At 48.0% G+C, this 24,522-nt stretch carries 24 protein-coding genes; 14 read left to right on the top strand and 10 right to left on the bottom strand.

Annotated features, from left to right (window positions below):
* Positions 1-26: 26 nt before the first annotated feature.
* The 5 genes from KW844_RS08645 (at position 27) to KW844_RS08625 (ending at position 3,604) form a co-directional block, all read left to right on the top strand.
* Positions 27-464, top strand: coding sequence for an SRPBCC domain-containing protein (locus KW844_RS08645; protein ID WP_218376316.1), 438 nt, complete (start codon positions 27-29; stop codon positions 462-464).
* Between the two features lie 80 nt (positions 465-544).
* On the top strand, positions 545-1,270 hold the full coding sequence (locus tag KW844_RS08640) for a hypothetical protein (protein WP_218376315.1): 726 nt from the start codon (positions 545-547) through the stop codon (positions 1,268-1,270).
* Positions 1,270-2,082, top strand: a complete 813-nt coding sequence (locus KW844_RS08635) for an SUMF1/EgtB/PvdO family nonheme iron enzyme (protein ID WP_218376314.1) — start codon at positions 1,270-1,272, stop codon at positions 2,080-2,082. The genes KW844_RS08640 and KW844_RS08635 overlap by 1 nt, the downstream gene beginning before the upstream one ends.
* Positions 2,083-2,145: 63 nt before the next feature.
* Complete coding sequence (locus tag KW844_RS08630) at positions 2,146-2,727, top strand: hypothetical protein (RefSeq protein ID WP_218376313.1); 582 nt, start codon at positions 2,146-2,148, stop codon at positions 2,725-2,727.
* A 1-nt stretch (position 2,728) separates the two neighbouring features.
* A complete protein-coding gene (locus KW844_RS08625; RefSeq protein WP_218376312.1) occupies positions 2,729-3,604 on the top strand; it encodes a DUF72 domain-containing protein in 876 nt (291 codons plus the stop codon).
* Positions 3,605-3,607: 3 nt separating this feature from the next.
* Here the strand turns inward: KW844_RS08625 and KW844_RS08620 are convergent, their stop codons facing one another.
* From KW844_RS08620 to KW844_RS08610, 3 genes are all read right to left on the bottom strand, one after another.
* Positions 3,608-4,075 (bottom strand): nuclear transport factor 2 family protein, encoded by a 468-nt coding sequence (locus tag KW844_RS08620; protein ID WP_218376311.1) that lies wholly within the window; start codon positions 4,073-4,075, stop codon positions 3,608-3,610.
* Between the two features lie 202 nt (positions 4,076-4,277).
* Positions 4,278-5,582 (bottom strand): O-acetylhomoserine aminocarboxypropyltransferase/cysteine synthase family protein, encoded by a 1,305-nt coding sequence (locus KW844_RS08615; protein ID WP_218376310.1) that lies wholly within the window; start codon positions 5,580-5,582, stop codon positions 4,278-4,280.
* Positions 5,583-5,658: 76 nt separating this feature from the next.
* Entirely contained in the window at positions 5,659-6,771 is a 1,113-nt protein-coding gene (locus KW844_RS08610; protein WP_218376309.1) for an alpha/beta fold hydrolase, read from the bottom strand.
* 74 nt (positions 6,772-6,845) lie between these two features.
* On the opposite strand from KW844_RS08610, the gene KW844_RS08605 reads away from it, so the two are divergent.
* The 3 genes from KW844_RS08605 to KW844_RS08595 all read left to right on the top strand — a co-directional run bounded on the left by KW844_RS08605 (position 6,846) and on the right by KW844_RS08595 (position 8,621).
* Positions 6,846-7,226 carry a PH domain-containing protein gene (locus KW844_RS08605; protein WP_218376308.1) on the top strand — a complete coding sequence of 127 codons (381 nt, stop codon included), beginning with the start codon at positions 6,846-6,848 and terminating at the stop codon, positions 7,224-7,226.
* A 141-nt stretch (positions 7,227-7,367) separates the two neighbouring features.
* Positions 7,368-7,895, top strand: coding sequence for a GNAT family N-acetyltransferase (locus KW844_RS08600; RefSeq protein ID WP_218376307.1), 528 nt, complete (start codon positions 7,368-7,370; stop codon positions 7,893-7,895).
* 9 nt (positions 7,896-7,904) lie between these two features.
* Positions 7,905-8,621, top strand: a complete 717-nt coding sequence (locus KW844_RS08595) for an AAA family ATPase (protein WP_218376306.1) — start codon at positions 7,905-7,907, stop codon at positions 8,619-8,621.
* Between the two features lie 79 nt (positions 8,622-8,700).
* On the opposite strand, the gene KW844_RS08590 is transcribed toward KW844_RS08595, so the two are convergent.
* Together KW844_RS08590 and KW844_RS08585 are read right to left on the bottom strand one after the other, a co-directional pair.
* Entirely contained in the window at positions 8,701-9,567 is an 867-nt protein-coding gene (locus KW844_RS08590) for a UbiA family prenyltransferase (protein ID WP_218376305.1), read from the bottom strand.
* Between the two features lie 88 nt (positions 9,568-9,655).
* Entirely contained in the window at positions 9,656-11,329 is a 1,674-nt protein-coding gene (locus KW844_RS08585; RefSeq protein ID WP_218376304.1) for a hybrid sensor histidine kinase/response regulator, read from the bottom strand.
* A 325-nt stretch (positions 11,330-11,654) separates the two neighbouring features.
* Here KW844_RS08585 and KW844_RS08580 point away from each other — a divergent pair, with 325 nt between their 5' ends.
* Both KW844_RS08580 and KW844_RS08575 read left to right on the top strand, forming a co-directional pair.
* Positions 11,655-14,024 carry an ABC transporter permease gene (locus KW844_RS08580; RefSeq protein ID WP_218376303.1) on the top strand — a complete coding sequence of 790 codons (2,370 nt, stop codon included), beginning with the start codon at positions 11,655-11,657 and terminating at the stop codon, positions 14,022-14,024.
* A 95-nt stretch (positions 14,025-14,119) separates the two neighbouring features.
* Complete coding sequence (locus KW844_RS08575; protein ID WP_218376302.1) at positions 14,120-14,857, top strand: hypothetical protein; 738 nt, start codon at positions 14,120-14,122, stop codon at positions 14,855-14,857.
* Between the two features lie 142 nt (positions 14,858-14,999).
* On the opposite strand, the gene KW844_RS08570 is transcribed toward KW844_RS08575, so the two are convergent.
* From KW844_RS08570 to KW844_RS08550, 5 genes are all read right to left on the bottom strand, one after another.
* Positions 15,000-15,872 (bottom strand): hypothetical protein, encoded by an 873-nt coding sequence (locus tag KW844_RS08570; RefSeq protein ID WP_218376301.1) that lies wholly within the window; start codon positions 15,870-15,872, stop codon positions 15,000-15,002.
* 11 nt (positions 15,873-15,883) lie between these two features.
* Positions 15,884-16,594, bottom strand: coding sequence for a Crp/Fnr family transcriptional regulator (locus KW844_RS08565; RefSeq protein WP_218376300.1), 711 nt, complete (start codon positions 16,592-16,594; stop codon positions 15,884-15,886).
* Between the two features lie 200 nt (positions 16,595-16,794).
* Positions 16,795-19,548 (bottom strand): hypothetical protein, encoded by a 2,754-nt coding sequence (locus KW844_RS08560; protein WP_218376299.1) that lies wholly within the window; start codon positions 19,546-19,548, stop codon positions 16,795-16,797.
* A gap of 106 nt (positions 19,549-19,654) precedes the next feature.
* Entirely contained in the window at positions 19,655-20,191 is a 537-nt protein-coding gene (locus tag KW844_RS08555) for a hypothetical protein (protein ID WP_218376298.1), read from the bottom strand.
* A 329-nt stretch (positions 20,192-20,520) separates the two neighbouring features.
* Positions 20,521-21,384 carry an AraC family transcriptional regulator gene (locus tag KW844_RS08550; protein ID WP_218376297.1) on the bottom strand — a complete coding sequence of 288 codons (864 nt, stop codon included), beginning with the start codon at positions 21,382-21,384 and terminating at the stop codon, positions 20,521-20,523.
* A gap of 90 nt (positions 21,385-21,474) precedes the next feature.
* Between KW844_RS08550 and KW844_RS08545 the strand changes: the two genes are divergently transcribed.
* The 4 genes from KW844_RS08545 to KW844_RS08530 all read left to right on the top strand — a co-directional run bounded on the left by KW844_RS08545 (position 21,475) and on the right by KW844_RS08530 (position 24,491).
* The gene (locus KW844_RS08545) at positions 21,475-22,581 is read left to right on the top strand and encodes an alkene reductase (RefSeq protein ID WP_218376296.1); all 1,107 of its coding nucleotides are present in this window, start codon (positions 21,475-21,477) and stop codon (positions 22,579-22,581) included.
* A gap of 135 nt (positions 22,582-22,716) precedes the next feature.
* A complete protein-coding gene (locus tag KW844_RS08540; RefSeq protein ID WP_218376295.1) occupies positions 22,717-23,466 on the top strand; it encodes a hypothetical protein in 750 nt (249 codons plus the stop codon).
* Positions 23,467-23,567: 101 nt separating this feature from the next.
* Entirely contained in the window at positions 23,568-24,188 is a 621-nt protein-coding gene (locus tag KW844_RS08535; RefSeq protein WP_218376294.1) for an NAD(P)H-dependent oxidoreductase, read from the top strand.
* A gap of 12 nt (positions 24,189-24,200) precedes the next feature.
* On the top strand, positions 24,201-24,491 hold the full coding sequence (locus KW844_RS08530) for a putative quinol monooxygenase (RefSeq protein ID WP_218376293.1): 291 nt from the start codon (positions 24,201-24,203) through the stop codon (positions 24,489-24,491).
* Positions 24,492-24,522 lie beyond the last annotated feature (31 nt).

The raw sequence follows: 24,522 nt of genomic DNA, 5'->3' as shown, positions 1-24,522 counted from the left end.
TATCTAAAAAAAACAAACCGCAGATCATGGAAAAAATGCACTACACCGTACACATCAATGCTACCCCGCACATCGTGTGGGACGTGCTCTGGGACGAAGATTCCTATCCACTCTGGACGGCCCCCTTCAGCGAAGGCTCCCGCGCTGAAACAGACTGGAAAAAAGGCAGCCGGGTACTGTTCCTTAATAAAAACGATGAAGGAATGGTAGCCGAAATTGTTGACAACATTCCTGAAAAATTTATGTCCATCCGCCACCTGGGAATGATCCTGAACGGGCAGGAAACCGTTACAGACGAAAAAGCCAAAGACTGGGTGGGCGCCATGGAAAACTACGAACTCAAAGAGGAAGATGGTGGCACGCGACTCAATATCAGCGTGGATATTACCGACGAATACAAAGATTACTTTGAAAAAGTATGGCCACAAGCCCTGGCTGTCGTTAAATCTCTTTCAGAAGAATAAATTAGTGCCCTTCCTGGTAGCAGGAAGGGCGCTAATCCCTTACAAATCCTTAATTTTAGGTTTCACTATTCTATCATTGAATGAAATCTGTATTATTAGGACTATTGTCCCTGTTGCCTATGAGTAACCTGTTAGCCCAGGACTACATTACACCAAGCAAGGAAAGCCTGGCCTATCATGAGGCCCGCTACAAGAAATCCATTCCCCCTTATGGCCTCGCTAAAGTAAAAGACCTGATCGCCAAAATAAACCCGGACAGCGAAGAGGCAGAAGCCCTCGCCTCCAAAGATTACCTCACACTCAGTCTACGCGAAAAATTCACCTACCATATGATTCACGCGGAAACATACGCCCAAAACTGTGATGTGATTCCGCCCATTGAAGAGGAACATAAAAAGATATTCGCCCGCATCCCCAGCCCGTTTAACGATTACATCTGGAGTAAAAGACAAGGCGATTTTCTGGTGGAGCATAAAGACAGCGTTTGCGCCCTGATAAAGGAGTCCGCCCTGCGCAGCAATCGTATCGGTTGTAACTATAAAACCGCCATCATCGACATGAATGCTGTTCAATTGATTCCTTTTTTAGTAGATTTTTATAAGAGAGATAAGAAGGACCTTGATATCCTCACCGTTTTTCTTCAGCTGATGGAGCAAAACAAGTACGAACCGTTTATCAAATCGGCTTCCTGGAAAAAGTTGTACAGCGAAAATGCGGGTTATGAGGCTTACCTGGACTACAACAGCGCCAATGAAGCACTTATATTGCAGCGCGTTACTGATTTCTACCAAAACAATAAAAGATAATGAAATACTTGCTGGGACTGGTTTGGAGTTGTATGGTGGCACAAGTGGCCGCCCAGAATTTCATCACCATTCCCGCAGGTACGTACACCGTAGGTGCACCGCATTTCCCTTTAAACCCACAGCGCAAAATTAAGCTATCCGCTTTTCGTATATCCGCCACCGAAATCACCAATGCGCAGTTTGCCGCCTTTGTGAACGCCACCGGCTATATTACCGACGCGGAACGCCGTCACAACGCCCTGGTGTTTGAACCCGGCCTCAAAGAATTCCGCTGGCTGGAGGATAGTACTGCATCCTGGCTCTTTCCCAACGGTATCAGCAGAGGGGATATCTCCGAAAAAATGGACCATCCCGTCACCTGCATCAGCTACACGGATGCACAGGCCTACTGCCAGTGGAGCAGCTGCCGGCTGCCTACCCTGGATGAATGGGAAGTAGCTGCCAGAGCAGGTACTACTACCCGGTATTTCTGGGGCGAGCAGCGCGATGACGTGTCGCAATACGCCAACGTGTGGCTCGGACCAAATCACCTGACCGCTGATACCGCCGACGGATATATGTATACCTCGCCGGTAGCACAATTCAAACCCAACCCCTGGGGCCTATACGACGTCTACGGTAACGTATTCGAATATTGCGAAGGCCATACAATGCTCGATAAACCAGGCGCAACCCAGGTGCACGCACGCGGTGGCTCCTGGTGGTGCAGTAAAAATTCCTGTAGTTTTTTTAACTCGGTAGATATCGGAACCCTGCACCCACGGGCCTCTTTCAGCAACCTCGGCTTTAGAGTAGTGAAAAAAGAGCAGTAGCAAAGCCGTTGCCGTGTTAGGAAAAAACTTATTATTGCAGGATCACGCACGCATATGAATGAGATGAAGCGATTCAAAGAAGCAACATACAAAATGCTGGAAGCGGGCATTCGCAGCATCCCGGATAATGAAGTACCAGATATCTACGCACTGTCGTGCTGGTATCTTGCCCAGGATGACGAAGCACGTTATCCTATGGTGATTTTGAGCTATAACACCAACAGCCATTTTATTTCCCAGATTCCGGCAGCCTCCAGCGAAGCGGAGGCAAAGTGGAACTATGCCTTCTGGTTGCAAAATGATGTAGCAGCAATAGGTGGGGAAGATGACGATCAGCTTGCCGCCTGGTTTGCCTCCTCACCGCATTATTACTCCGAAGAGCAAAACCTCGACGCAGAAGAGGATGATGAACTGTTTGAACAGCTCCTGCAAAAAGCAAACGCATTCAATGACGAGTTCATAGAAGTCATCATTGAATGTGTAAGTGAACTGTTTAGCAACGGTGTGATTAATGAGAAATTTGGAAAGCATATTCCGGTACTCATACATGAACTGGAATATTATGATAAACCGCTGGAATGGACTACCAGAGCTAACCCTGAAGGAGTAGCTGAAGAGTTTATACAGTCTTTCGGAAAATTATAACATGGATTTTGGCGCTAACTGGGCGAAATATGATCAGCTCAACCTGGAATTACCGGCTGACCATCCCATCACCGGAAAAGTATTGAAAAACGGGTCCGGCGAGGGCAGGATCCGTTTCGGCTCCTCCGGCTGGACCCGCAAGGAATATAACGGCACCCTATATCCCAAAGGGACCAGTGCCAACCACCAACTCACAGAATACAGCCGGCTGTTTGATTGTGTAGAGCTCAATGCCACCCACTACAAAATCTACAGTACCGAAGAAATCGGCAAGTGGATGGAGAAAGTGAAGAACAGGGAATTTATGTTCTGCCCGAAATTCCCACAGGCCATCAGTCACCATAGTTCGCTGCTTAATGCCGCAGAAGAAACCAATGCGTTTATTGATGGTATCCGCGCCTTCGGTAACCAGCTGGGACCTGCATTTCTGCAACTGAGCGAGTCCTTTTCGCCTGCCCGTAAACTGAATCTATATACGTATTTAGCCTCCTTGCCGGAAGACATTGATTTCTTTGTGGAGGTACGGCATCCGGACTGGTTCCGACAGCCATATGAACTCAATGAGCTCATGAATACCCTCCGGGAACATAGTATGGGTGCGGTTATAACGGATACGCCGGGTCGCCGCGACTGCCTTCATATGGCGCTCACCGTTCCCAAGCTATTTCTCCGCTTTGTGACACAGGGTGGTCATCCGCTGGATATGCAGCGGCTGCTCAACTGGAAAGACAAGCTGGACGAATGGACCGAACAAGGCCTGGAAGAAATCTACTTTTTCCTGCACGTGCACGAAGGTCAGCATGAGGCAGCGTTTTACCGTGAGGTGCAACACGTTTTTGGTACCGCCAAAGGGGAAGTACAGTTATCGCTGTTCTGATTTTTATTTGGGAGATGATACACTTTCTTCGGGCACACAGTCGTCTTTACGACGGGTATCAATGATATATTGAATTTTCCAGGTGCCGTTTTCATTAATCAGTTGAAATGAATTAACTCCGCAGTGGCTGAATTGTCCTTTGAAATAAAATCGATAGGGCGTCCATACACTGGCCAGCGTGCCGTCTATATGTATCTGGGAGAAGGAAATGCGCTCGTCAGCCGCATTGGCAGGGAGCCTGGCAATACTACCGGCAAATTCACTGACGGAAACAGCACGTACAGTGTTACTCTTGGTAATGGTTTGCATCACCGCCGTTTCGGTAAAGCAGGATATCAGCTTAGCGCTGTCGGCATTACGCATAGCTGTAAAAAGCTTGTTGACACCGGCTTTCACGGCATCTTCCTGCGACTGGGCAAAACTACATTGATAAATTACTGAAAAGCAAAGGATCAGGAAGGGGCGTTTCATTTTTTGATTCTAAAATAAGCTTTTTCCATTGTTGATCCCTACCACTCATGGAACTATTACATCAGGCTGGCACCTTTTAATGCACTGGTCACCTGCACAATCAGGTCATTTTATTCTCCTCCGTTGAGGGAAAATAAAATTCCCTGCTTGAAAAAGTGCCGAAGGCGCTTTTTCAAGCAGGGAAACAAAAAAAGACTGATACTTAGCTTACCTGCGCAAATGCCTGTGTAATATCATTCTTAATATCTTCAATATGCTCAATCCCCAGCGATATCCGCAGCAATCCTGGTTCCACACCGGCTTTACGCTGTTCTTCCTCACTCAGCTGCTGATGGGTAGTGGTGGCCGGGTGTATGATCAGCGTTTTAGCATCGCCCACGTTAGCCAGGTGGTAGATTAACTGCAACGACTGTACGAATTTATCTGCCGCTTCGCGGCCTCCCTTAATCTTAAAGCTGAGCACTCCGCCAAAACCGTTTTGGAGGTATTTTTTACCCAGTTCGTGATATTTATTGCCAGGTAAACCCGGATAGTTCACCGATGCTACCAGCGGCTGCAGCTCCAGCCATTCTGCCAGCGCCTGGGCGTTATCTACGGTACGCTGTACACGAAGGGATAAGGTTTCCAGTCCCTGGATGAAATTGAAAGCGTTTTGTGGTGCCAGGGCAGGGCCCCAGCTCCGCAGGCCCGCCACACGTGCCCGGATGATGTAGGCGATATTGCCAAAGGGACTGTGAGAGCCGAATACTTCCCAGAACTTCATGCCATGGTAGGCATCATCAGGCTCGCTGAACTGTTTGAACTTACCGTTGCCCCAGTTGTAGTTACCGCCATCCACAATCACCCCGCCGATGCTGGTACCATGCCCGCCGATCCATTTGGTGGCAGCTTCCACTACCACGTTGGCGCCATGTTCCAGTGGCCTTGCCAGGTAACCGGCGGCTCCGAAGGTATTGTCTACTATCAGTGGCAAATCGTGCTTACGCGCAATGGCACTGATTTTCTCAAAGTCAGGAATGGCAAAGCCTGGGTTACCGATGGTTTCCACGTACAGCGCTTTGGTGTTTTCGTCGATCAGCGCCTCAAAGCTCTCCGGGTTATCCAGGTCCGCAAATCTCGCGTCAACGCCTATACGTTTAAAGCTCACTTTAAATTGGTTATAGGTGCCACCATATAAATAGGAAGAAGTGATGAAGTTGTCGCCCGGCAGCAATATATTATGCAGGGCAATAAACTGCGCGGCCTGTCCGGAAGCTACCGCCAACGCACCTACGCCGCCTTCGAGGGCCGCCACCCGCTTTTCAAACACGTCTGTTGTGGGGTTCATGATCCTGGTATAGATGTTCCCGAATTGCTTCAGCTGAAACAGGTCCGCCGCGTGTTCGGCGCTGTCAAACGTATAAGAGGTGGTTTGGTATATGGGCACTGCGGCCGCATGGGTGGTGGGGTCGGGCTGGTAGCCTGCATGTACCTGTAAGGTATCGAAATGTAATTGCTGTTTGGACATACGCGGGATTTTATAAAACGTTACAAATAGTCTACAAAGTATATAGACTATTTGTAACGGCAAAATATATCCCGGATTATTTATTGGCCAGGGGCCGCACATATTCCACCAGGGAGATCAGGAACTTCCCTGGCTCTTCCAGCGGAATCAGGTGGCTGGAGTGCTCGAACCAGATTCCTTTCTTATAGGGTGCTTTCACGGTGTGAATCCATCTGTTGGCCGGTTCACTGGGCGTGGTGTAATCATGTCTCCCCATAAACATAAACACAGGAATAGGGAAGGATTTCACATGATTGAAATCCGTGGCCAGGAATTCCGCCATCACCCGGTCCAGCGTAAAGAGGCTGCCGGAGTCGATCGCCGGCACATCCTCGGGGGCATATTCAGGAGAAAGGTAAGGCGCACTATAGAAGTAATTAGGTTCAGCCCTGTATGCGGCCAGTCCGCCATAATACTGTGGCCATTTACGGGCGATAATAATACGCTCCCTCGTTACCGGCTGATTGCCGGGATAGGGCGCAATAGTAGCCATTTCCTGAAGGGCCGTGTCATTTTTCAGGCGGGTGGCCTCTTTTACGCCAAACTCGAAACTCAGCCGCTCGTTCTCCATCACATTGATTGCCTGTCCGATGCCTACATAGGCATAGAACAAATCGGGCCGCTGGAGGGCAGCATTCATCGCTACTATGGTGCCCCAGCTATGGCCTGCCAGTATCACTTTTTTCTTGTTGTATTTCTTGCAGATGTAGGTGGCCAGCTCCACAGCGTCGTTCACGTAGTTTTGAACTTTGATCGTAGCACCGAGGCCGGTGGTATCATTGAGCCGGTAGGTTTTACCGGATGCGCGTTGGTCGTATTGTACCACTGTAAAATAGTCTTCGAGCGGCCGCTGGAAAATCCAGCTCACCGGCGCCAGGGGAGAGGCCGGGCCTCCGTGCACGAAAAGAAGAATCGGATTACTGGAGTCCTGCCCCCGAACGGTTACCCATTGTTTCAGGCCACCAATGGGAGCTGCAAAGGATTCCTGTACGCCCTCGGGGCTTAGGATGGTGCTCAGGTCTTTCATCACCTTTCTGCCGGAGGCATACCTTACGGACGCTGGTAACTGCTGGGCAGCCAGGGTTTGGGTCAGCAAGAGGCAGATAAAAAGTAACAGGGCACCACGTGGGTTGATTTTGGTTGTCAGCATAAATCAGGTAACAATAAACGTATCTTCCGAATGTACGAAATTATCTATCTTTCCCCCCTAAATCAACGTTACACATGGGACTTTTTTCCGGGCTGCTGGGCAATGCCGGCGCCGTAAGTCAGGAACAGCTGGTGAAAGAATATTCCAGGCTGCTGACTGATTCAGAGCAGATCCAGATGGGCTTTAAGCTCATCCGGGACGTATTCCTGTTTACCAATAAACGCCTGATCCTGGTCAATAAACAAGGGATCACCGGCAGTAAAACGGAATATATCAGTATCGCCTATAAAAGCATTTCCCGCTTCAGCGTAGAAACAGCCGGCACCTTTGACCTGGACGCTGAACTGAAAATATGGGTGTCCAGTGAACTGCATCCCAGCATAGTAAAGCAGTTTAATAAATCTGTAGATGTATACGAGGTACAGAAAGTACTGGCGCATCACGTACTCGGCTAAACGAATTCTTTATTCATGGGTAGTATAACGCCTTGCAGTGCTATACTACCCGTTTTTTTGCCCGGCCCCTGACAGTGGGTAATCGTTCGCATTTAAGACAACGTTCGTACCTTTGCCACTCAGGATTAAAACACCGTGCAAATGAATTTCTCCATACAACCCACCCTGTCAAACGATAAAGCCACGCTGATTCCCTTACAGGAAGCAGATTTCGAAGCGGTATTCGCTGTAGCCTCCGACCCGGCCATCTGGGAGCAACATCCCAATAAAGACCGGTACAAACGGGAGGTATTCCGTAGCTTCTTCGACGGGGCACTGGCCAGCGGTGGTGCTTTCAAAATTATCGATAACGCCACCGGAGAAATTGCAGGCAGCACCCGCTTTTATGACTACGACGCTTCAGCAAACAGTATCATGATCGGTTATACTTTTTATGCCACCAAGTTCTGGGGCACGGGTATCAATCCATCAGTAAAAAAGCTGATGCTCGATTATATATTTAATTATGTAGACACCGTGGTTTTCCATATCGGCGCTACCAACGTCCGCTCCCAAATGGCCATTGGCCGTATTGGTGCCACCAAGGTGGCGGAAAAGGAAGTAGCCTACTACGGAGAACCTAACCGGCTGAATTTTGTATATGAAATACAAAAAGCAGACTGGCAGTAATATTTTAAGATGAGTATTTTTGATCTGATCATTATTGATCCCAGAAAGATTGTCCTGGAGGAAGTGTTCTTCAGTGAAGCCAATAAAGCTGCACTGGAACAAGTGGTAAAAGAACACAAGTATATTGGCGAGCTTAAAAAATATGAGCTGCCGGTAGATAATAAAATTCTGCTGCACGGACAATCAGGCTGCGGAAAAACCACCACCGCCAAAGCAATTGCCAACGCGCTGAATAAAAACATCGTGATCCTCAACCTGAGCACCCTCGTGTCTTCCAAGCTGGGAGAAACTTCCCACAACCTGAAAATGGTGTTCGATAAGGCGATCCGCGATAAGGCTGTATTGTTCCTCGATGAGTTTGACCAGATCGGGAAAATGCGCTCCACCGATGATCACGATTCCGGAGAGATGCGCCGGCTCGTTAACACCTTGCTGCAGCTGATCGACTACTTCCCGCACGATTGCATCCTGGTTTGCGCCACCAATTTCTACGACCTGATAGATCCCGCGCTGCTGCGTCGTTTCCAGCTCAAACTGAAATACGAACTGCCAGGGCGTACACAGCTGGATGCCTTCTATGATAAAAAACTGGAACGCTTCCCGGAACACCTGCGTAGCATCCCTCGCAATTACGAAATCTCCTACGCGGAAGCGGAAGATTATATTAACACCAGTATGAAAACATTGATAATTGCGGACCTGGAAAAACAGGTCCTAAATTCCTGAGTTAAGATCCCCGCCGTTGGCGGAGATCTTAACTCACCAGTAACGGAACCGAAGGTTCCGTTACTGGTGAGTTAAAAGCCTACTTCAAAAAGCATATCACCGGTATCGTCGCAATAAACAGGTACACAAAGTAGTGATACGTTTTATCATCCGCCTTACTCGTTCTGAACCGCATCACCCGGTAGGCCACCACGCCATGGTAAACATACTGCGCTATTATCAAAGCAATTACCCAGGCCGAAAAGTTATCCTGGCTAACGATCGCAAAGTAGTAGAGTATAGGCGATACCGTGAGGAAATAAATGAACAGCATTTTGCGGGACAGCAGGTCGCCGAATTGCAGGGGCAGCGTTTTCCGATGCATAACGGCATCGCCTACCTGATCGCGCAGGTCCTGTACCGGCAGGCCAAAGCCGGCCCAGATGCTAAGGAAGATGATGAACTGCCACACGTTGTGGCTGATGGTAGGAGTAGTAAGTTGCCATTCAGCCCCCATCAGGGCTACCGTGCCCGCGGAAATACAGATCAGGTTCTTGGTCACCCAATGCTTGCTTCCCCAGCCGCAAAGAATGATCGTAATTACCTGCCATGCAATCGCAAACAACAGCACATGAAATAGATAAGCTACAATAATGAAGAAGACGTTGTAGATCAGTAGCCTGATGATGGCCCCCCGTCTGTTTACCAGTCCGGCCGGCAGGGGCCTGTCAGGCTTGTTGATGGCATCCTCCTCCACCGAATTGACCTGGTTGGCCACACAAAAGGTGAGAATATACAACATGGTGTAGATCGTACACATGAGAAAGGCCAGGGGGAAATCCTGTAAATGCCTGTTCTCATAAATCCATGCGGTAATAAAGGTGGTGTAGCAAGGGACAATAGTATCCCAGAAGTCATTCCTGACAAATCTCCAGATGAGCCGCAGCTCGAAAAATAAAGTATTCACAGTTAGCAAAGATTGGTACCACGATAAATATATCATTCTTGCTGCTACTGCGGAAGCCCGTAGGGAGAAATGTAAAAGGAAATTAAGATCAGCAGCGAAGCTGAGCCTGAACGGCGCTATACAGCTCTTTGACCTTGAAAGGTTTATGCAGTCGGATAGTGCCGCTGCTTAAACTATTGGCAGGTAAGTCGGCTGTCTGGCCGGTGATCAATATGACCGGAATGTTTCGGAGCCGGAGATCTTTCCGTAAAATGGCTATCAGGTCCGTGCCAAGCATTTCTGGCATGTTCAGATCAGTGATGATGAGGTCGGGCACCTTCTGGTCCATCAGCTGAATCCCTTCATTAGCACTACCTGTAACCGTTACTGTCGCGTTTTTGTCTTTCAGGGTTCGACTCAGCGCTACCTGGTTCATGAGGTCATCTTCAATCACGAGAATATTAAAACCGGTAAGGTCGAAGTCTACTTTATCTTCTTCCGCAGCAGTAATATTGGCAGCATCTTTTACCGGTAGTTGAACTGTAAACAATACTACATTATTTTCCGCATTAACGGTAATTTTTCCCTTTAATCTTATTACCAGGTAATGGGTGATATATAACCCCAGCCCCGTACTGTCAAACCTGGACTGGTTGGCCGATTCAAAAGGCTCAAATAATTTGGCGATCCTGCTTTTGGAGATGGTACCCGGATTGGAAACCTTCATCGTAAGCATCCCGTTTTCCTTACTCACCGTGATCCGGATGGTGGCACCGGTACTGCTATGCTTAATAGCATTGGTTAACAGGTTGTTGACGATCTTGGTAAGCGCCAGCCTGTCGGTGCTGATAGCCCCCTCCACATCACAGGTTAATACGATGTTCTTTTGCTGCAGGTTGCCCAGTATGTTAAAAATATTCACCTTGTCCTGCAAAAACGATTGCAATTCTATCACACTTTCCACTGATTCCTCCTCCTTCCCGGCTTCAATCTTGGTCAATAGCAACCCGTTGTTGATAATATCCAGCGCCTGGGCAGAAGAACTTTTCAGACAGGTAATCAAATGCTGCTGTTCCGCCGCCGTGAGCTTAGCACTGTCAATCAGCTGCGCAAAAGTGACAATCGTATGAATGGTATTCCTTAACTCATGATTGATTTCTGCATGATACAACGCCTTCTCCCGGTTCAATCGCGAAACCTCCTTCAATGAACGGTCATTCTGATTAATCAATAACCAGGTACTGAATCCGATTAACACCAACATGGCTATCCAACAGATTAACTTAATATCCGCAGATGCATCATAGCTGAGGTCCAGCGGCTTTATCAACATATAAGTACTGTTAATGCCAATGGCAGTAAACAACAGGATTGCAATCACCAGGCAAAAAATTCGTACCCCCCAGCGCTTATACACCGAGAAAGAAGAACCAATCAGGAATGTCAGCAGGAAAGCTGTAATCAAAGCCTCTGGCATGGCCGGGCCCAATAAAGCCCCGAAATAGCAGGCAAACACCGTATGTGTTAATACCGTACCCAGGGTGCCAAACTCATAAATCTGACGGGAATTAAACCAGATAACAGTCGCAAAACAGACACACTCGGCAGCTACGCCAATAATCAGGTAAATGCTGTTAGTCAGGTAATAGAAATAACTGCCAATCACCGCCAGAAATATAGAAGTCAACAACGCCAGCGCATTGATGACGATCACACTGTTATACTGATTCCCCGCATCCGGAGGTACTCCGGCAAAAATAATCTTCCTAATAAATCTAATCATCTCAGTATTTTTTGAGGGCGGCACGTTTTTCGGTTTTCAATAGAGTTATGGCTATCTTGCCAAACCTGTTATTCATAGCATGTAACATTTTCAGTTGTAGTTCGGGCAGCAGTGCTGCCTGTTAAGGGGGAGCGTAAATTACGGATATTTTCTCATTACTACTCCAACTTCTGCAACTTGTTAAATTTAGTAACTGTAACATTTCTGGACAAATGTGTATCGTTTCCGAACATATATTTTGGATAATTAATTTGTAAATTATTATATAGTAAGACGTCAATGCCGCGGCATATTTTTTTCTGCCTCCGTTAAAACTTCTTCCGCCATGCTGAAAACCTGGATGCTGACTGCTTTCCGTTACCTGTCCAACAACCCGCGCTTCACATTGCTCAATGTAGCCGGACTCTCCATTGCACTGGCTGCCGTATTATTCATCAGCAGATGGGTAATTGCTGAATACCAAACCGACCGGTTTCATGCCACGCAAGGGAGACTATACCAGGTGATGGAAAACAGGACCCAGGAAGGAAGCATCGCCACGGCACCGGAAACATCGCCGCTCCTGGGCGAAACACTACCGGCGCAGTTCCCCGAAGTAGAAATGGCAGTAACCACCACCCCAGAAAACTGGTTTCCCAAAGTCGCAGTTACCGCAGCAGATAAACCAGTGCGGGCCGCCGCCATCTTTGCCGGAAAAGATTACTTCCGCTTATTCTCTTACCCACTCACGATAGGCCGGCCTACGCAGGTGCTGGCCGACAAACAATCCATTGTCATCTCCCGGAAACTGGCAACCTCCTTATTCGGACATCCCGCAGCCGCCATAGGAAAAACAATCTCCTGGCAGCTGATGAACCTGAAACGTACCTCCGTAGTTACCGGCATCAGCGAGGATGTACCCACCATCTCCAGCATTACGTTTGATATGGTACTGCCATTTGCCGTTTTCAAAGATATTATGCAGATACCAGCCACGCTGGAGGGCAGCAACGCCGGCGGCCCTTTTCATACCTACCTGGCCTTACGCCCCGGCACCAACCCTGCTGATTTCAACAAAAAGTTAAGCGCCTGGATCAGCAGCTTCAACAAGCAGCCCCGGGACCTGTTCGTCACCAGTTATGCAGACAACTACCTGTATAGCCTATACGAAAATGGTCGCGCCGCCGGCGGCCGCATTACCTATATCAAACTCTTTGCCTGGATTGCACTTCTCATCCTCCTGATTGCATGTATTAATTTCATGAACCTTACCACAGCAGGGGCTTCCAGGCGTATGAAAGAAATTGGTGTGCGCAAAGCCATGGGCGCTGCACGCAGCTCCCTGATCCGGCAATTCCTGCTGGAGTCTGTCGCTTTAGCCATGCTGTCGGCGCTGGCAGGCTTATTACTTGCTATCCTGCTGTTACCATATTTTAACCAGGTGACCGGAAAAGAAATATACCTGTTCCGGGGCCCTTACACCTGGATACTCCTCCTCATACTCCCGCTTACTGCCGGACTACTGGCAGGCTGCTATCCGGCCCTGTATCTCTCGGGCCTCAAGCCGGTGGCCGTGTTGAAAGGTAAGCTCCCTGTGAACCTGCAGGAACTATTTGCCCGGAAAGGCTTGCTGGCCTTTCAGTTCACCATATCCCTGGTATTGCTCTGTGCCGTGCTGGTGCTGTATCGCCAGCTCCACTTCCTGCAACAAACATCCCCCGGATTCGATAAAGATCAGGTGATCACCTTCGAGGCAGAAGGCCGCATCGCTACCAATATACCCGCTTACCTGGAAGCGGTAAAGCAGGTGCCGGGCATTATCAATAGTGCCGCTATGGTTGGCAACATGACTGCCATCCATGCCTCCGAAGTTAAAATCACCGCCGGAGGAAAGGCATTCAAGCTGCTGCTCAGCCATGTAAACGCCACTAAAGGACTCGTTGAAACGCTGGGTATCCCCATGATCGCTGGCACTACTTTTACCGGCAACGCAGCTGGCGACAGCGGAAAGGTAATGCTCAACAAAGCCGCCGTAGGTGCGTTGCAACTGCAGGACCCCGTCGGTAAACTGATTAAAATTGGAGACCAGCAACGTTTAATCATTGGCGTTACCGCCAACTTTCACGGGCAGTCCCTCCATGAACCTATTCAACCTACGGTGTTCCAGGCAGATGACCTGGTGCAGACCATCCTGCTCCGCCTTACCGCTGGACAGGAAGCGCAAACGCTCGCCGCCCTGAAGTCTTTCTCCGAACAATATAACCCCGGTTTCGCCTTCGAATACCGCTTCCTCGATGATGCCTATCAGTCACAATACGCCACCGAACAACAGGTAGCCCGCATCAGTGCCTGCTTTGCCATAGTGGCTATCAGCCTGTGCTGCCTCGGCATATTCGGACTCACGGCCTATGCCGCACAGCTCCGGCGTAAAGAAATAGGTATCCGGAAAGTACTCGGCGCCTCCGTAACGGATATCGTATGGTTGTTCTCCGGCGACTTTAAAATCTCCATGATATTATCCCTCTCTATAGCGATGCCGGTGGCATGGTGGGGTATGAACAAGTGGCTGGCTGGCTATGCTTATCATATTAGCCCTGCCTTCATCTTAATTGCCATACCTGCTGTTGTGCTGGTGCTGCTGGTGACCGCTGCGATGCTGCTGCAAACACTCCGTACCTGGAAGACGGCCGCTATCCAGCACCTGCGGGCCGAATAAGTGAATAAACCTATCGTGTAACTTATAAGTAACCCTGACCGTTAGACTAAACAAGGATTCCATTTTCTATCACCAAAAGCGCTGTTTTAAAAAACATGAATCGACTCCATTATTGCTTAGGTAGCCTATTTGCTATGGTAACGCTGTACGCATGTTCAAACGATCCGAAAGTTAAACCCATCATTCCTGTCAGTGCCTACGATGTAAGCGTGTGGGCCGGTAAAGACACGAGTCTCACCATCCTGGATACCGCCGTTACAGGAATTAAACTCACCAATTCCAATGAAACTATCGCCGCCGCAAAACTGGAAGGCCGCAAAATCCTGATTAGTGGGGTGAAGGAAGGGGTAGCTGTGCTCACCCTCAGTGTACTCAATGAGGAGCGCCAGGGAGGCGTAACGGTTAAAGTAATTGGGTTACAGGGAGTAGGCTGGCGCCGGGTGGACCGAAACGACAAATATCCGCTGACCATCACCATTGAGGCAACCGATGCGACATTTGCAGAACAACTGAAAAAGCAACTGACAGAGGAAATTTTGCCTAAAGTAACAGAAGGTCCTGCCAACCTGGTATTCACAGGAGCCAATAATGGCACTTTTATGGAGGGACGGGGATCAAAACTGGTCAGGGAAGGCAATTTCACCTTTGCTAATCTCAAACTCACGCTTAACCCGGCTGCTAACCCGGAGGTATATACGATTGTTCCGCAATCACCCACGAGTATTAAGCTGGTGCGCGACAGAACGGAGGAGTTCAAAGCCGCCAATCCTGACAAGGGAATTACACTGGTGAAAGTCGAAACTTACTGGGGGAAAATCAATACGCCTGGCTGATAAGCTGGTCGTAACAGCATGGTCAACTGGCTATCCTGCCTGGCGTGCAAGGGGATTACAAGGGTGAAATATGCACGCCAGTTCCGGATAGCCAGCTACCATGGCCGTCGGTCGCTATGGTTAAAGAATTTTTAGCCGTCAGCTAGAACTCCACATTTTCCTGTACGGCAGCCAGCGGAATGTCACTGCCGGCATCTACCACGCCAATGATAGAATATTTGCCTTTGGGCAATGTCTGGGGTATCTGAAAGCTCAGCACTCTTTTCTGCCCGGGAAACATCGGGAATTGTGGAAAGTCCACCTTCGTTCTTTCATTGGTAGATGTATTGGACAATTCCAGATAGCTGTTTACTTCTATCTGCATTTTCCCGGTATTCTCACACACCAGGTTACAGGTGCGCGCACTGTCGGTAGGCAGCTTGAAATCCAGTATCTGCACATCTCTTTCTGTAAACGCAGGTGGGGTTTGATACAGGTGGATACCTACCCGCATACGGTTATGTACCTTCGTTTTCATACCCTTTGCATCTTCTACTACCTGCTCCTGGGTCGTTTCGAAAAACAGCATGGCCCACTTCATTTCCCCGATAGCCGCGGTATCCAGCGGTGCTGCAATTTTTACAGGTACTTCAATGGTTTCACCCGGTTCTACTTCCACGAATGTTTTATCCATAGTCACCCATTTGGCACAGCTGTGATGCGTGCTGCCGGCAGGGGAGTAGATGTGTGCACCTACGGTGTCGCGGTCAAAGTCGTTGATGTAGATAGTAAACTGCTTTTTGACAGGCAGCTTGTTGGTGATAATCACCTTGCCAACGGAAGTTTGGCCATTGGCCAGCCGGAATTCGATGGTGGCTGGTCTGATTAAAAGTCCGCCGGTAGGCGCCGTAGCCTGTCCTTTGGCTTTGGGGGCAGCAGTGTCTGTTTTTGGTGCCTGGGTATCAGCCTTGTTTGCCTGGCCTATAGCCAGCAGCTGTGCGCTGATAAGTATATACAGCAACAATCCTTTTTTCATTTGATGCGATATTATTCGTTACCTGATCTGATGTCGTCGTTATAAATTATCCGTTCCAGTTTATGGAGGTCGTAGATAATGATTTTACCATCCAGGATCTGGATGATGTGTTCATCACGCAGGTCGCTCAGCGTGCGAATCAGCGATTCTTTGGCCACCCCGGCAATGGCTGCCAGGTTACACCTGCTGATGTTGAGTGAAAACTCTTCCGCACCGGAGGGGTTATACTTCTGGTAAGTAAACAGTAACGCTTCACCCACTTTCTTACGGAGAGAGCTATACGCCATGCGCAGCATCTGCTCCTGTTTGTCGGCAATGTTACGGGTGAGTATCCGTACAATATCCAGCAGAAACGCGGTATTGTACTGAAACAGAAAACTGAGGTCCTCCCTGGAAATAAATACCAGTTCTGCTTCCTCAATTACTTCTGCCGTTTCGCGGTACCTGCCGCCCTCCATCAACGCCTGGAAGCCTATGAATTCACCTTCATTGTACAGGCCTGTGATCAATTCCTTGCCGTCTTCATTCCACTTGCTGGTTTTAACTTTCCCCTTGAGGACATAAAAAATGCAGGTGGCCGACTTGCCTTCATTGTAAACGATTCGCTTCTTCTTCAGGTGCATCAGATTACCTTCTTCAATCTGCATCCGCAGCAGCTCATCGATCGTTGATACTGGATTGATAGGAGTGTCTACCTCGTCTGAAATCATTTCCTTTTTCATCTTAGAATAAATTAGAATAGTTATGGCGTACAAATGTTTGCTGTCAAATGGCTATTCAACAACATGGGGATATGGTCGCAATTTTAGAACGGATTACTTTGGGGGTCGTAATGTAAGGTGCCCTTTTAGCGACCTTTTGGGGTTCTGGCTTAAACTTTACATGGTTCCGATAAAATAATAGCTGGTGCTCCGATTACATTTTATTGTTGTTTTGGTTTAAAAAATCTGATCTCTCTACTCTTGTCTACAATCTCAAAATTTACCGTGGCATCTGTTTTTAGTGTAAGATCCACCGGATAGGCCATGACCTTTGGCCTGATCTTATCCGAAAAAGCTTCCGGATTTAACGACACGATATATTTACCTGCGGGTACATTGATAAAGTAGGCACCTTTGGTATCGGTAAGGGTGCTGAAACTTATACCTGCGCTGTCTGTAGCAATCACCTTGATGTTCTCCAGCCTTACATTGGTAGCAGTGATAGAATCGGTTCTCACATTTAAAAAACCGGCTATCACACTGCTCTTTTTAAACGGTAAGGGCAAAGTCATATCTTTCATCACCGTGATGGTTTGCGATAGACCACCAGCGGGGATAATCCCTTTCTCTGCATTAACAGCTCTGAACTGCAACTTATAGTTGTCTGGTTCTATATGCTTATAGCTAATCAACCCATTGGCATCAGAGATAAATGCTATATCATTTATGCTGACTTCCAGGTTACGTATAGGGCGTTCTCCGGGGTCTTTAATTCCATTACCGTTAACATCATAAAACGGTAAAAGGTTTAATGTATAATACCTGCGTTGGTAGAATATTGGAATATTGAACTTTTTCCGCACATTCAGACTCACATACTGCTGGTTCAGGCCATTGGGCGCATCACTGTTGGTGGTTCCCAGGGGTATGTTTGCCATTAGGTTGATGTCAAGGCCGTTATGGAAATTATGATAGGTAATGTTGGTGCCGAGCATGTTATTGAGGCTGTTATCGTATAACGACTTGGAAACGTTATAGAATACATTCACCCGGATTCGTTTTAAGGTGGTAAAGTTCACAAAAGGCCCCGCCAGTATTGTCCGCTGGTAATTCACGAACTTTTTGTCTACTGACCTGTCAAACATAGGCGTTTGGACATAGTAGCCTTTCAGTCCTACAATCTTGTAGGTACCTACCAGGGAGGTGGTGGTCAGGAATACCGGTTGTTTATCCGTACCATAGGAAGGGTCATATCCATTGATGGTGTTTAAAAAAATGCTGCCAGCCTTACCGAATTTCTGCTGGTACACGAGTTCCGCAAAATTATATTCTGGCAGGGTATTATTGATACTACCTTCCTGTCGCAGCTTTCCGACGCTCAATGCGGTATTGCCGTCTTTGATGTAATAGCCGTAGGTGAGGCCGTATTTTGTGAAATTGTATTTAAGATCATCGGTATTATAGATGGTATCCCGGAGGGTAGTAACGCCGGACTGGTTAAATTGGTAGAAGGCGCCGATGCCACTCTTACCGAGCTTCCAGGTGAGGTTGTGCGACTGTATCCGCAGGCCTTTTGTAAGGCCGGGATAGGCATCACTGTTGTATTGCATCTGGCTCACGAAGCCCAGTTTTTTGCCGCCGGCAGTAAACGTATAGCCGCCGGAAAAGCCTACCTTATCCTGCGGATCATAAGGTTGCCTGTCAAAGGTAAAGTCTTTACCCACGCCGGCATTTATTGTCAGGGAGACGTTTTCCTTCTTTAGCAACAGCGCTTCGTTACTGAACAGTATACTGTTGTAACGGGTGCCCGTATCATGGTTAGCCGAGATGGCCTGGGTCATTTGAACTTTCTTAATATTGTACTGGGCGCTTATGGTAGCATTATCATTGGTAAAGCCAGGTATATTATTATGAATGGAAGCACCTGCAGCTATCACCGTACCTGGCTTTGGCCTGTAGGTGACGCGTCCACCGGTGCCGTAGGTGTAAAAGTATTTGATGTCGTTCATCAGGCCGCCGTAGAGCGTCCACTCGGGGGTATTGTATTCCACGCCAAATACGTTTCGTTCCAGCGTGTTCCCCATACCGTACTGTTTGGTGCGGTAAAAGAAGTTCAGGCTGCGGTCGTTGGGCATGGCTACTTCACCACGCACCCCCATATAATAGTTAAACTGATCGCCCCATTTGATGAAGCCTGTCTCCACCGTGAAGGGGAAGGTATTATAAGGGGAGGGGTGCGCCTTCAGCTCGCTTTGAATGCGCTCGAGGTTTACCACGTTCATGTAGCTGGTACCGGAGGTGTCTTCTACCGTCACGGCTATTTTTTCGCTCTGGAGGCGGTTCCATTGATTTTCGGTAATCCGGATCTGGTAAGTAAATACAGTATCCATACCTGGTCTTAATTTCAGTTTCAGTTGATGGTTCAGATCAAGGGCATTATCTTTAAACTCCGTTGTGTATATGCCGTCTACGGTGCCGTAATTCCTGATTTTGGTAGTTATACTAACTAACCGTTCATCGCCTTTAAGTTGCACCAGTTGTGTTAGCGGGGTTACTGCAAATGCGCTGACAGGATCTGCTTTAATATGATAAGTAACGACTTGCTCTACGCCTGATTGCTCGCGGATGCGCACTGCTACGGGCATCCATTTGGCAGGAGAATTCTGTTGTTTCATGACAATCACCGGAATAACCTGCGATTCATTTGGTCCAAGCTTTTTCTTCACATCCTTGCCCGGTGCCAGTAGCCTCCAGCAATCGGGTACTTGAATAGATACGGTGAAATCGACATTCCGGTTTTCTTTATTTGTTATCGTAAAGTTATTGTAGAGAAACTGTACATCCTTTTCCGCGGCAAGAGAATCTTTGTGCTGAATGGATAAGGTATTCCCGTTCTGCGCAACCAGCTTTGTGCAGGTGATATTGCAGCTGATGAGCAGCGCAATACGCAGGGACCGGGGTAACCAGTATTTCATGAAGTATCAGAGGGGTTGGGGGTGGGTATCGAATTACAAATTGAATATAGCTATAAAGCAGGTTAGCCTTTCCCGGGGAAAAGGCTAACCTGCACCTGAGACGGAATTATAACTGTGTTGCTGTTAAAACTACGTCAAGACCATACAGACCGCCTCCGTAAGACCATCCTGGGTCTGCTTTGAAGCGAACGCTGAATTGTTTGTTTGCACCTGCGGTACCGCCACTGATCAGTGGAGCATTAGAAGTGCTCAATGCTGTAAAGGAAGGGGCATTGTTAGTACCACCAGTACTGTTTGCACTGCAGCGATATTTCAAAATGCTGCAAGGCATGTTAGGATTGGTAGGGCTCAGTGGATTGAAATAAGAGAAAGTTGCAGAAGCAGCTTTAATAGTGACGTTAAAGTTACGGTTAGAGTAAACAGAGAAGTCACTGGTAGGGTTGCCCCAGATGTCTACCAGGTCTTCACCATTGGTATAGTCTGATGCAGAGTTAAAAATACCACCCATCGCATCCACAGGAGGATTGATCTGGATGATGTTTGATAATACGAGACCAACGTGAACTGTGGAGTGGTCTGATGCTTGAGCAAAACAGCTCATAGAGGCCAGCGCAATAGCAGCCGATAAGAACAACGCTTTCATTTTTTTGGGTTTTAAGTTCTGAGGTAAAAAACAAACCAGCAACTGAATAGTTAGTAATTTTCATTGCGGTTTACGATCACAATATTAGAGCGTTTATTTTTTCAGATTGATGACCGTCATCACCTTTTCTAAATTTTTGTTAAAAATATCGGGGGTTAATGAAATGTTATTGCTAAACCACTGAACTGTAAAGGGTTTGAAGCCATTGTTACTGAATGGTTAACGATGAAGTTTTTTAAGGAATTGAAAAATAGGGTGAAAACACGGGTGCTTATGCGTGTTTATACGGGTGAGATAAAATAGCTACGTATATACGTTTCCGTTAGTATTTAAATCGATTGCCCGGTCTTTCTGAATGCCGCCGGACTCACGCCACTATGCCGCCGGAACTGCCTCCCAAGGTGACTCTCGTCATTAAATCCCAATTCATCGGCTATCTGCCCGATCGTAAGATTACTGTGTAGCAAACGATGCTGCACCAGCCGGATCTTATGCTGGCTGATGTAATGCTGCAAACTTTCGCCGGTAGCCTTACGGAAAAACTCACCTACATAATTGACAGATAGATTGAACGTGGCCGCCAGATGATCCACCCGAAGCCTTTCACTATCGCCGATATGTTTCCTGATATATAATAACATTCGGCTGATAACCGGCTCCTCGCCATTAGGACACACCCTGGCATTAGCACTGCCTGCCACATTGCGCATCAGTATATTCAGCATCAGCGTTACCAGGTGCTGTAGGTTCTCTTCATGATAGTCACGCTGCAGTTCATATTCTGTGATCAGCTGCTGAATAAGGGTGCCAATCATACCGCAATCACCCTTGTGGGTGATCTGTACTTCTTCAAAACGATTATGATGGAAAAATATATGCTCCAGCTGCTGTAGCCATTGTGTAGTCCTTTCCTTGTCTGCCGGAGATTTGCTGCTATGCAGAAATACTTCTGAAAAACGGATGCTGCAAAGTCGGGTAGGGGTATGACTTTCAAAACCACGGCAATCCAGCGGGGTATATAAAAAGATATGTCCCTTCGCATATGGATACCGATTCAGATTCAAAGTGCGTACGCCCGTACCTTCCATTACCTGTACCAGCTCAAAGAAATGATGTACCAGGGGACGCTCATTCCAATGTTCCAGATCGGAAACACTTAACTCAAATGGCCGGTGTAATGCTTTATGCTCCATAACCTGCAAATTTACAAAACAAACCTTTTTTTGTACCTGTTTCTGCGTAACCCGCTCGGCTACCTTTGTTGCACACAAAACGAACAGCATATGGAACAACAGTTACTGGCGCCGCTGACCTATAAGCACCACACTTTTAGTAACAGGATCGTTATGGCGCCCATGAGTCGCCGCAGGGCAACCAATGCCATGCCCCAGGACAATATGGGTATTTACTATGCCCAGCGGGCCGGTGCGGGGCTAATCATCGCAGAAAATACTGCAGTAGCTCCCAACGGAGTAGGCTACCTGAATATTCCGGGTATATATAATGATGCACAACAGGCCGCCTGGAAAAAGATCACCGGTCAGGTACATGCACAGCACGGTAAAATTTTTCTGCAACTGGTGCATACAGGGAGAATTGGTCATCCCGCCAACCAGGAGGGACGGCCTACAGTTAGCGCAACAGCATTGGCAGCCGCCGGGGTTTTACGTACGCCGGATGATGCCCAGGTACCTTTCCCTGTTCCCCACGCGCTTACCACAGCCGAAACTGCAAACCTCGTAGCCGCCCATGTGGAGGCAGCACAAAGGGCCATCGCCGCCGGATTTGATGGGGTAGAAGTGCACGGTGCACACGGTTTTCTTCCCATGCAATTCCTGCATCCGCTTACCAACGACAGAACAGACCAATACGGCGGCTCCATCGAAAACCGTAGCCGGTTTCTCCTCGAAATTATGCATGGCATCATGGAAGCCATCGGCCCTGAACGTACCGGCCTGCGCTTGTCTCCCTTCTCCGGACTCAACGATCTGCCGCCTTTTGAAGAAGAACTGGCCACCTATCATTATCTCGTGGATGAACTGAATAAAACCGGCCTGCTTTACCTACATCTGTCCGACCAGTCTACCAATGGCGAGCCGCCCATTCCACGCTGGTACCTGGAGGAGCTGCGTCAGCGTTTCAACAATCTCATCATCCTCGCCGGCGGTTACACACAGGAAACAGCGGAAACAATACTTCAGGAAGGCCTGGCCAATATGATTGCCTTCGGCCGCCCGTTCATCTCCAACCCCGACCTTCCACACAGGTTCCGCAACGGGTTGCCACTGGCCCCCGCCAACGTGGACACCTTCTACCACGGAGGTGATAATGGCCTGATCGATTATCCTACGTACAGCCGTCAACGTGAGTGCGCCGGTGCCGCCGGCTGATCACCTTCCGGATAGGAACAGTTGCTTATCTTTGTACACAGTAGTACTTTCAAATACAATGATTTGTTAATATTACAGTAACGGTTTGTCTATGTGTCAGACCTGTATTAGATTGAGCAAAATCTCTGGAAACAATTGATAAGAAAGGCTTCGTTAATATTAATCCTGGTACTGTGCGGGTTGCTGGCAAACGCCCAACAGGTGCAAATCAAAGGCACTGTGTTTGAACGTACCCAAAGTATGGGACTTCCGGGAGTAAGCGTGCACTCCACGGGTGGCAGCGGTGCCATCACCGACTCCCTCGGCAGATACACCATCAAGGCAGGTATCAACGACTCCCTCAGCTTTTCCTATCAGGGAAAGGCCACCCAGCTGTTTCCAGTGAAAAATATCAGCCTCGTAAGGCCCTTTGACATGAAACTCTATGTAGACGTTAAAACACTGGCTACCGTAGAAGTATTCGCTAAGTCCCGAACGTATAAATCCGATTCCATCGACCGTCGCCGCGAATACGGTAAGTATTTCGATTTTGCACCGGAATACCTGACCACCAATCCCAGCGGCGCCACTTTTGGTGGCGCCGGGGTAAACCTGGACGCGCTCTTTAGTCTCGGCAAAATCAAACGGATGCAGAACTTCCGAAAACTGCTGCTCCGCGATGAACAGGAGAAATTCGTAGACTACCGCTTTAACAAAACCCTTGTCCAAAGAATAACCGGCCTGGAAGGTGATATGCTCGACGGATATATGGTAGAATACCGCCCTACGTACGAAATGCTCCTCAGCTTCGAAAACGAGTACGACTACCTGCGGTTCATCAAGGAAACCAGTGAGGACTATGCCAACTGGTGGCGGAAAAATCACTTTAAACAACCGAAGCAATAATATCTATCTATAATTATTATGATAGATACCTATTAGTTATATTCTTTTTCTAATAATCATACTGGAAGTACCTTTGTGAAGCAAAAACACAAAGTACGTATATGACTAAAGTATTAATAATCAATGGCGCACAAGCTTTCGGTCACTCCGGAGGTCAATTTAACCAAACCGTTACCGGCGTAAGTGAGGCATTCTTTTCCAGCCTTCCTGGCTATGAAGTGAAAGTCACCCAGGTAGCAGAAGCCTACGATGCGGTGGAAGAAGTAGCGAAATTTGTATGGGCAGATATTATCGTGTACCATACCCCCATATGGTGGTTTCAGCTGCCTCATGCATTCAAACAATACCTGGATGAAGTTTTCACCGCAGGACATGCAAAAGGCATCTATAACAGTGATGGCCGTTCGTCTGCAAACCCAGCCATTAATTACGGCACCGGCGGTACCATGCACGGTAAAAAATACATGGTAACCACCAGCTGGAACGCTCCGGCCACCGCATTTACACTGCCAGGTGAGTTTTTCCAGCAGAAAAATGTGGATGAAGGCGTACTGTTCGGCTTCCACCGCATGAATGCTTTTACTGGTATGACGCCCCTGAAAAGCTTTCACTTCCATGATGTAGAAAAAAATGCGGACGTGGTACGTGATATGGCTAGCTATCAACAACACTTAACACAAGTATTTGCTTCACATAAAGTAACGGAAGCAATCACCCTATAAAATAGATTGGATATGAACATTTACCTGACTGCTATTATCAAAAGTAAACCGGAATTTACTGCCGACATCAAAGCGATCCTGCTCAATATGGTGGAAGAAAGCAGGAAAGAATCCGCCTGCATTCAGTACGACCTGCACCAGGACAATGATGACGCAAGCACTTTCTTTTTCCATGAGATCTGGTCCAGTGCAGAAGGCCTCGGGCAGCATAATCAGCAACCCTATATCGTAGCCTTTGGCGCCGCCGCCAAAACCATGCTGGCTGAAACCCCGGTTATTTTGAAAGGTCACAAACTAGCTTAAAGCATATTCCTTCTGGCAGGAGCTGTTCCGC

This window comes from Chitinophaga sp. sic0106 (genome assembly GCF_019219075.1).
Lineage (GTDB): Bacteria > Bacteroidota > Bacteroidia > Chitinophagales > Chitinophagaceae > Chitinophaga.
The sequence above is the reverse complement of the archived record's forward strand: the minus strand, read 5'-3'. Positions and strand labels throughout refer to the sequence as shown.

Coding starts and splice junctions, on each gene's coding strand:
- KW844_RS08645 (WP_218376316.1), top strand. CDS start 27: ATGGAAAAAATGCACTACACCGTACACATCAATGCTACCCCGCACATC.
- KW844_RS08640 (WP_218376315.1), top strand. CDS start 545: ATGAAATCTGTATTATTAGGACTATTGTCCCTGTTGCCTATGAGTAAC.
- KW844_RS08635 (WP_218376314.1), top strand. CDS start 1,270: ATGAAATACTTGCTGGGACTGGTTTGGAGTTGTATGGTGGCACAAGTG.
- KW844_RS08630 (WP_218376313.1), top strand. CDS start 2,146: ATGAAGCGATTCAAAGAAGCAACATACAAAATGCTGGAAGCGGGCATT.
- KW844_RS08625 (WP_218376312.1), top strand. CDS start 2,729: ATGGATTTTGGCGCTAACTGGGCGAAATATGATCAGCTCAACCTGGAA.
- KW844_RS08620 (WP_218376311.1), bottom strand. CDS start 4,075: ATGAAACGCCCCTTCCTGATCCTTTGCTTTTCAGTAATTTATCAATGT.
- KW844_RS08615 (WP_218376310.1), bottom strand. CDS start 5,582: ATGTCCAAACAGCAATTACATTTCGATACCTTACAGGTACATGCAGGC.
- KW844_RS08610 (WP_218376309.1), bottom strand. CDS start 6,771: ATGCTGACAACCAAAATCAACCCACGTGGTGCCCTGTTACTTTTTATC.
- KW844_RS08605 (WP_218376308.1), top strand. CDS start 6,846: ATGGGACTTTTTTCCGGGCTGCTGGGCAATGCCGGCGCCGTAAGTCAG.
- KW844_RS08600 (WP_218376307.1), top strand. CDS start 7,368: ATGAATTTCTCCATACAACCCACCCTGTCAAACGATAAAGCCACGCTG.
- KW844_RS08595 (WP_218376306.1), top strand. CDS start 7,905: ATGAGTATTTTTGATCTGATCATTATTGATCCCAGAAAGATTGTCCTG.
- KW844_RS08585 (WP_218376304.1), bottom strand. CDS start 11,329: ATGATTAGATTTATTAGGAAGATTATTTTTGCCGGAGTACCTCCGGAT.
- KW844_RS08580 (WP_218376303.1), top strand. CDS start 11,655: ATGCTGAAAACCTGGATGCTGACTGCTTTCCGTTACCTGTCCAACAAC.
- KW844_RS08575 (WP_218376302.1), top strand. CDS start 14,120: ATGAATCGACTCCATTATTGCTTAGGTAGCCTATTTGCTATGGTAACG.
- KW844_RS08570 (WP_218376301.1), bottom strand. CDS start 15,872: ATGAAAAAAGGATTGTTGCTGTATATACTTATCAGCGCACAGCTGCTG.
- KW844_RS08565 (WP_218376300.1), bottom strand. CDS start 16,594: ATGAAAAAGGAAATGATTTCAGACGAGGTAGACACTCCTATCAATCCA.
- KW844_RS08560 (WP_218376299.1), bottom strand. CDS start 19,548: ATGAAATACTGGTTACCCCGGTCCCTGCGTATTGCGCTGCTCATCAGC.
- KW844_RS08555 (WP_218376298.1), bottom strand. CDS start 20,191: ATGAAAGCGTTGTTCTTATCGGCTGCTATTGCGCTGGCCTCTATGAGC.
- KW844_RS08550 (WP_218376297.1), bottom strand. CDS start 21,384: ATGGAGCATAAAGCATTACACCGGCCATTTGAGTTAAGTGTTTCCGAT.
- KW844_RS08545 (WP_218376296.1), top strand. CDS start 21,475: ATGGAACAACAGTTACTGGCGCCGCTGACCTATAAGCACCACACTTTT.
- KW844_RS08535 (WP_218376294.1), top strand. CDS start 23,568: ATGACTAAAGTATTAATAATCAATGGCGCACAAGCTTTCGGTCACTCC.
- KW844_RS08530 (WP_218376293.1), top strand. CDS start 24,201: ATGAACATTTACCTGACTGCTATTATCAAAAGTAAACCGGAATTTACT.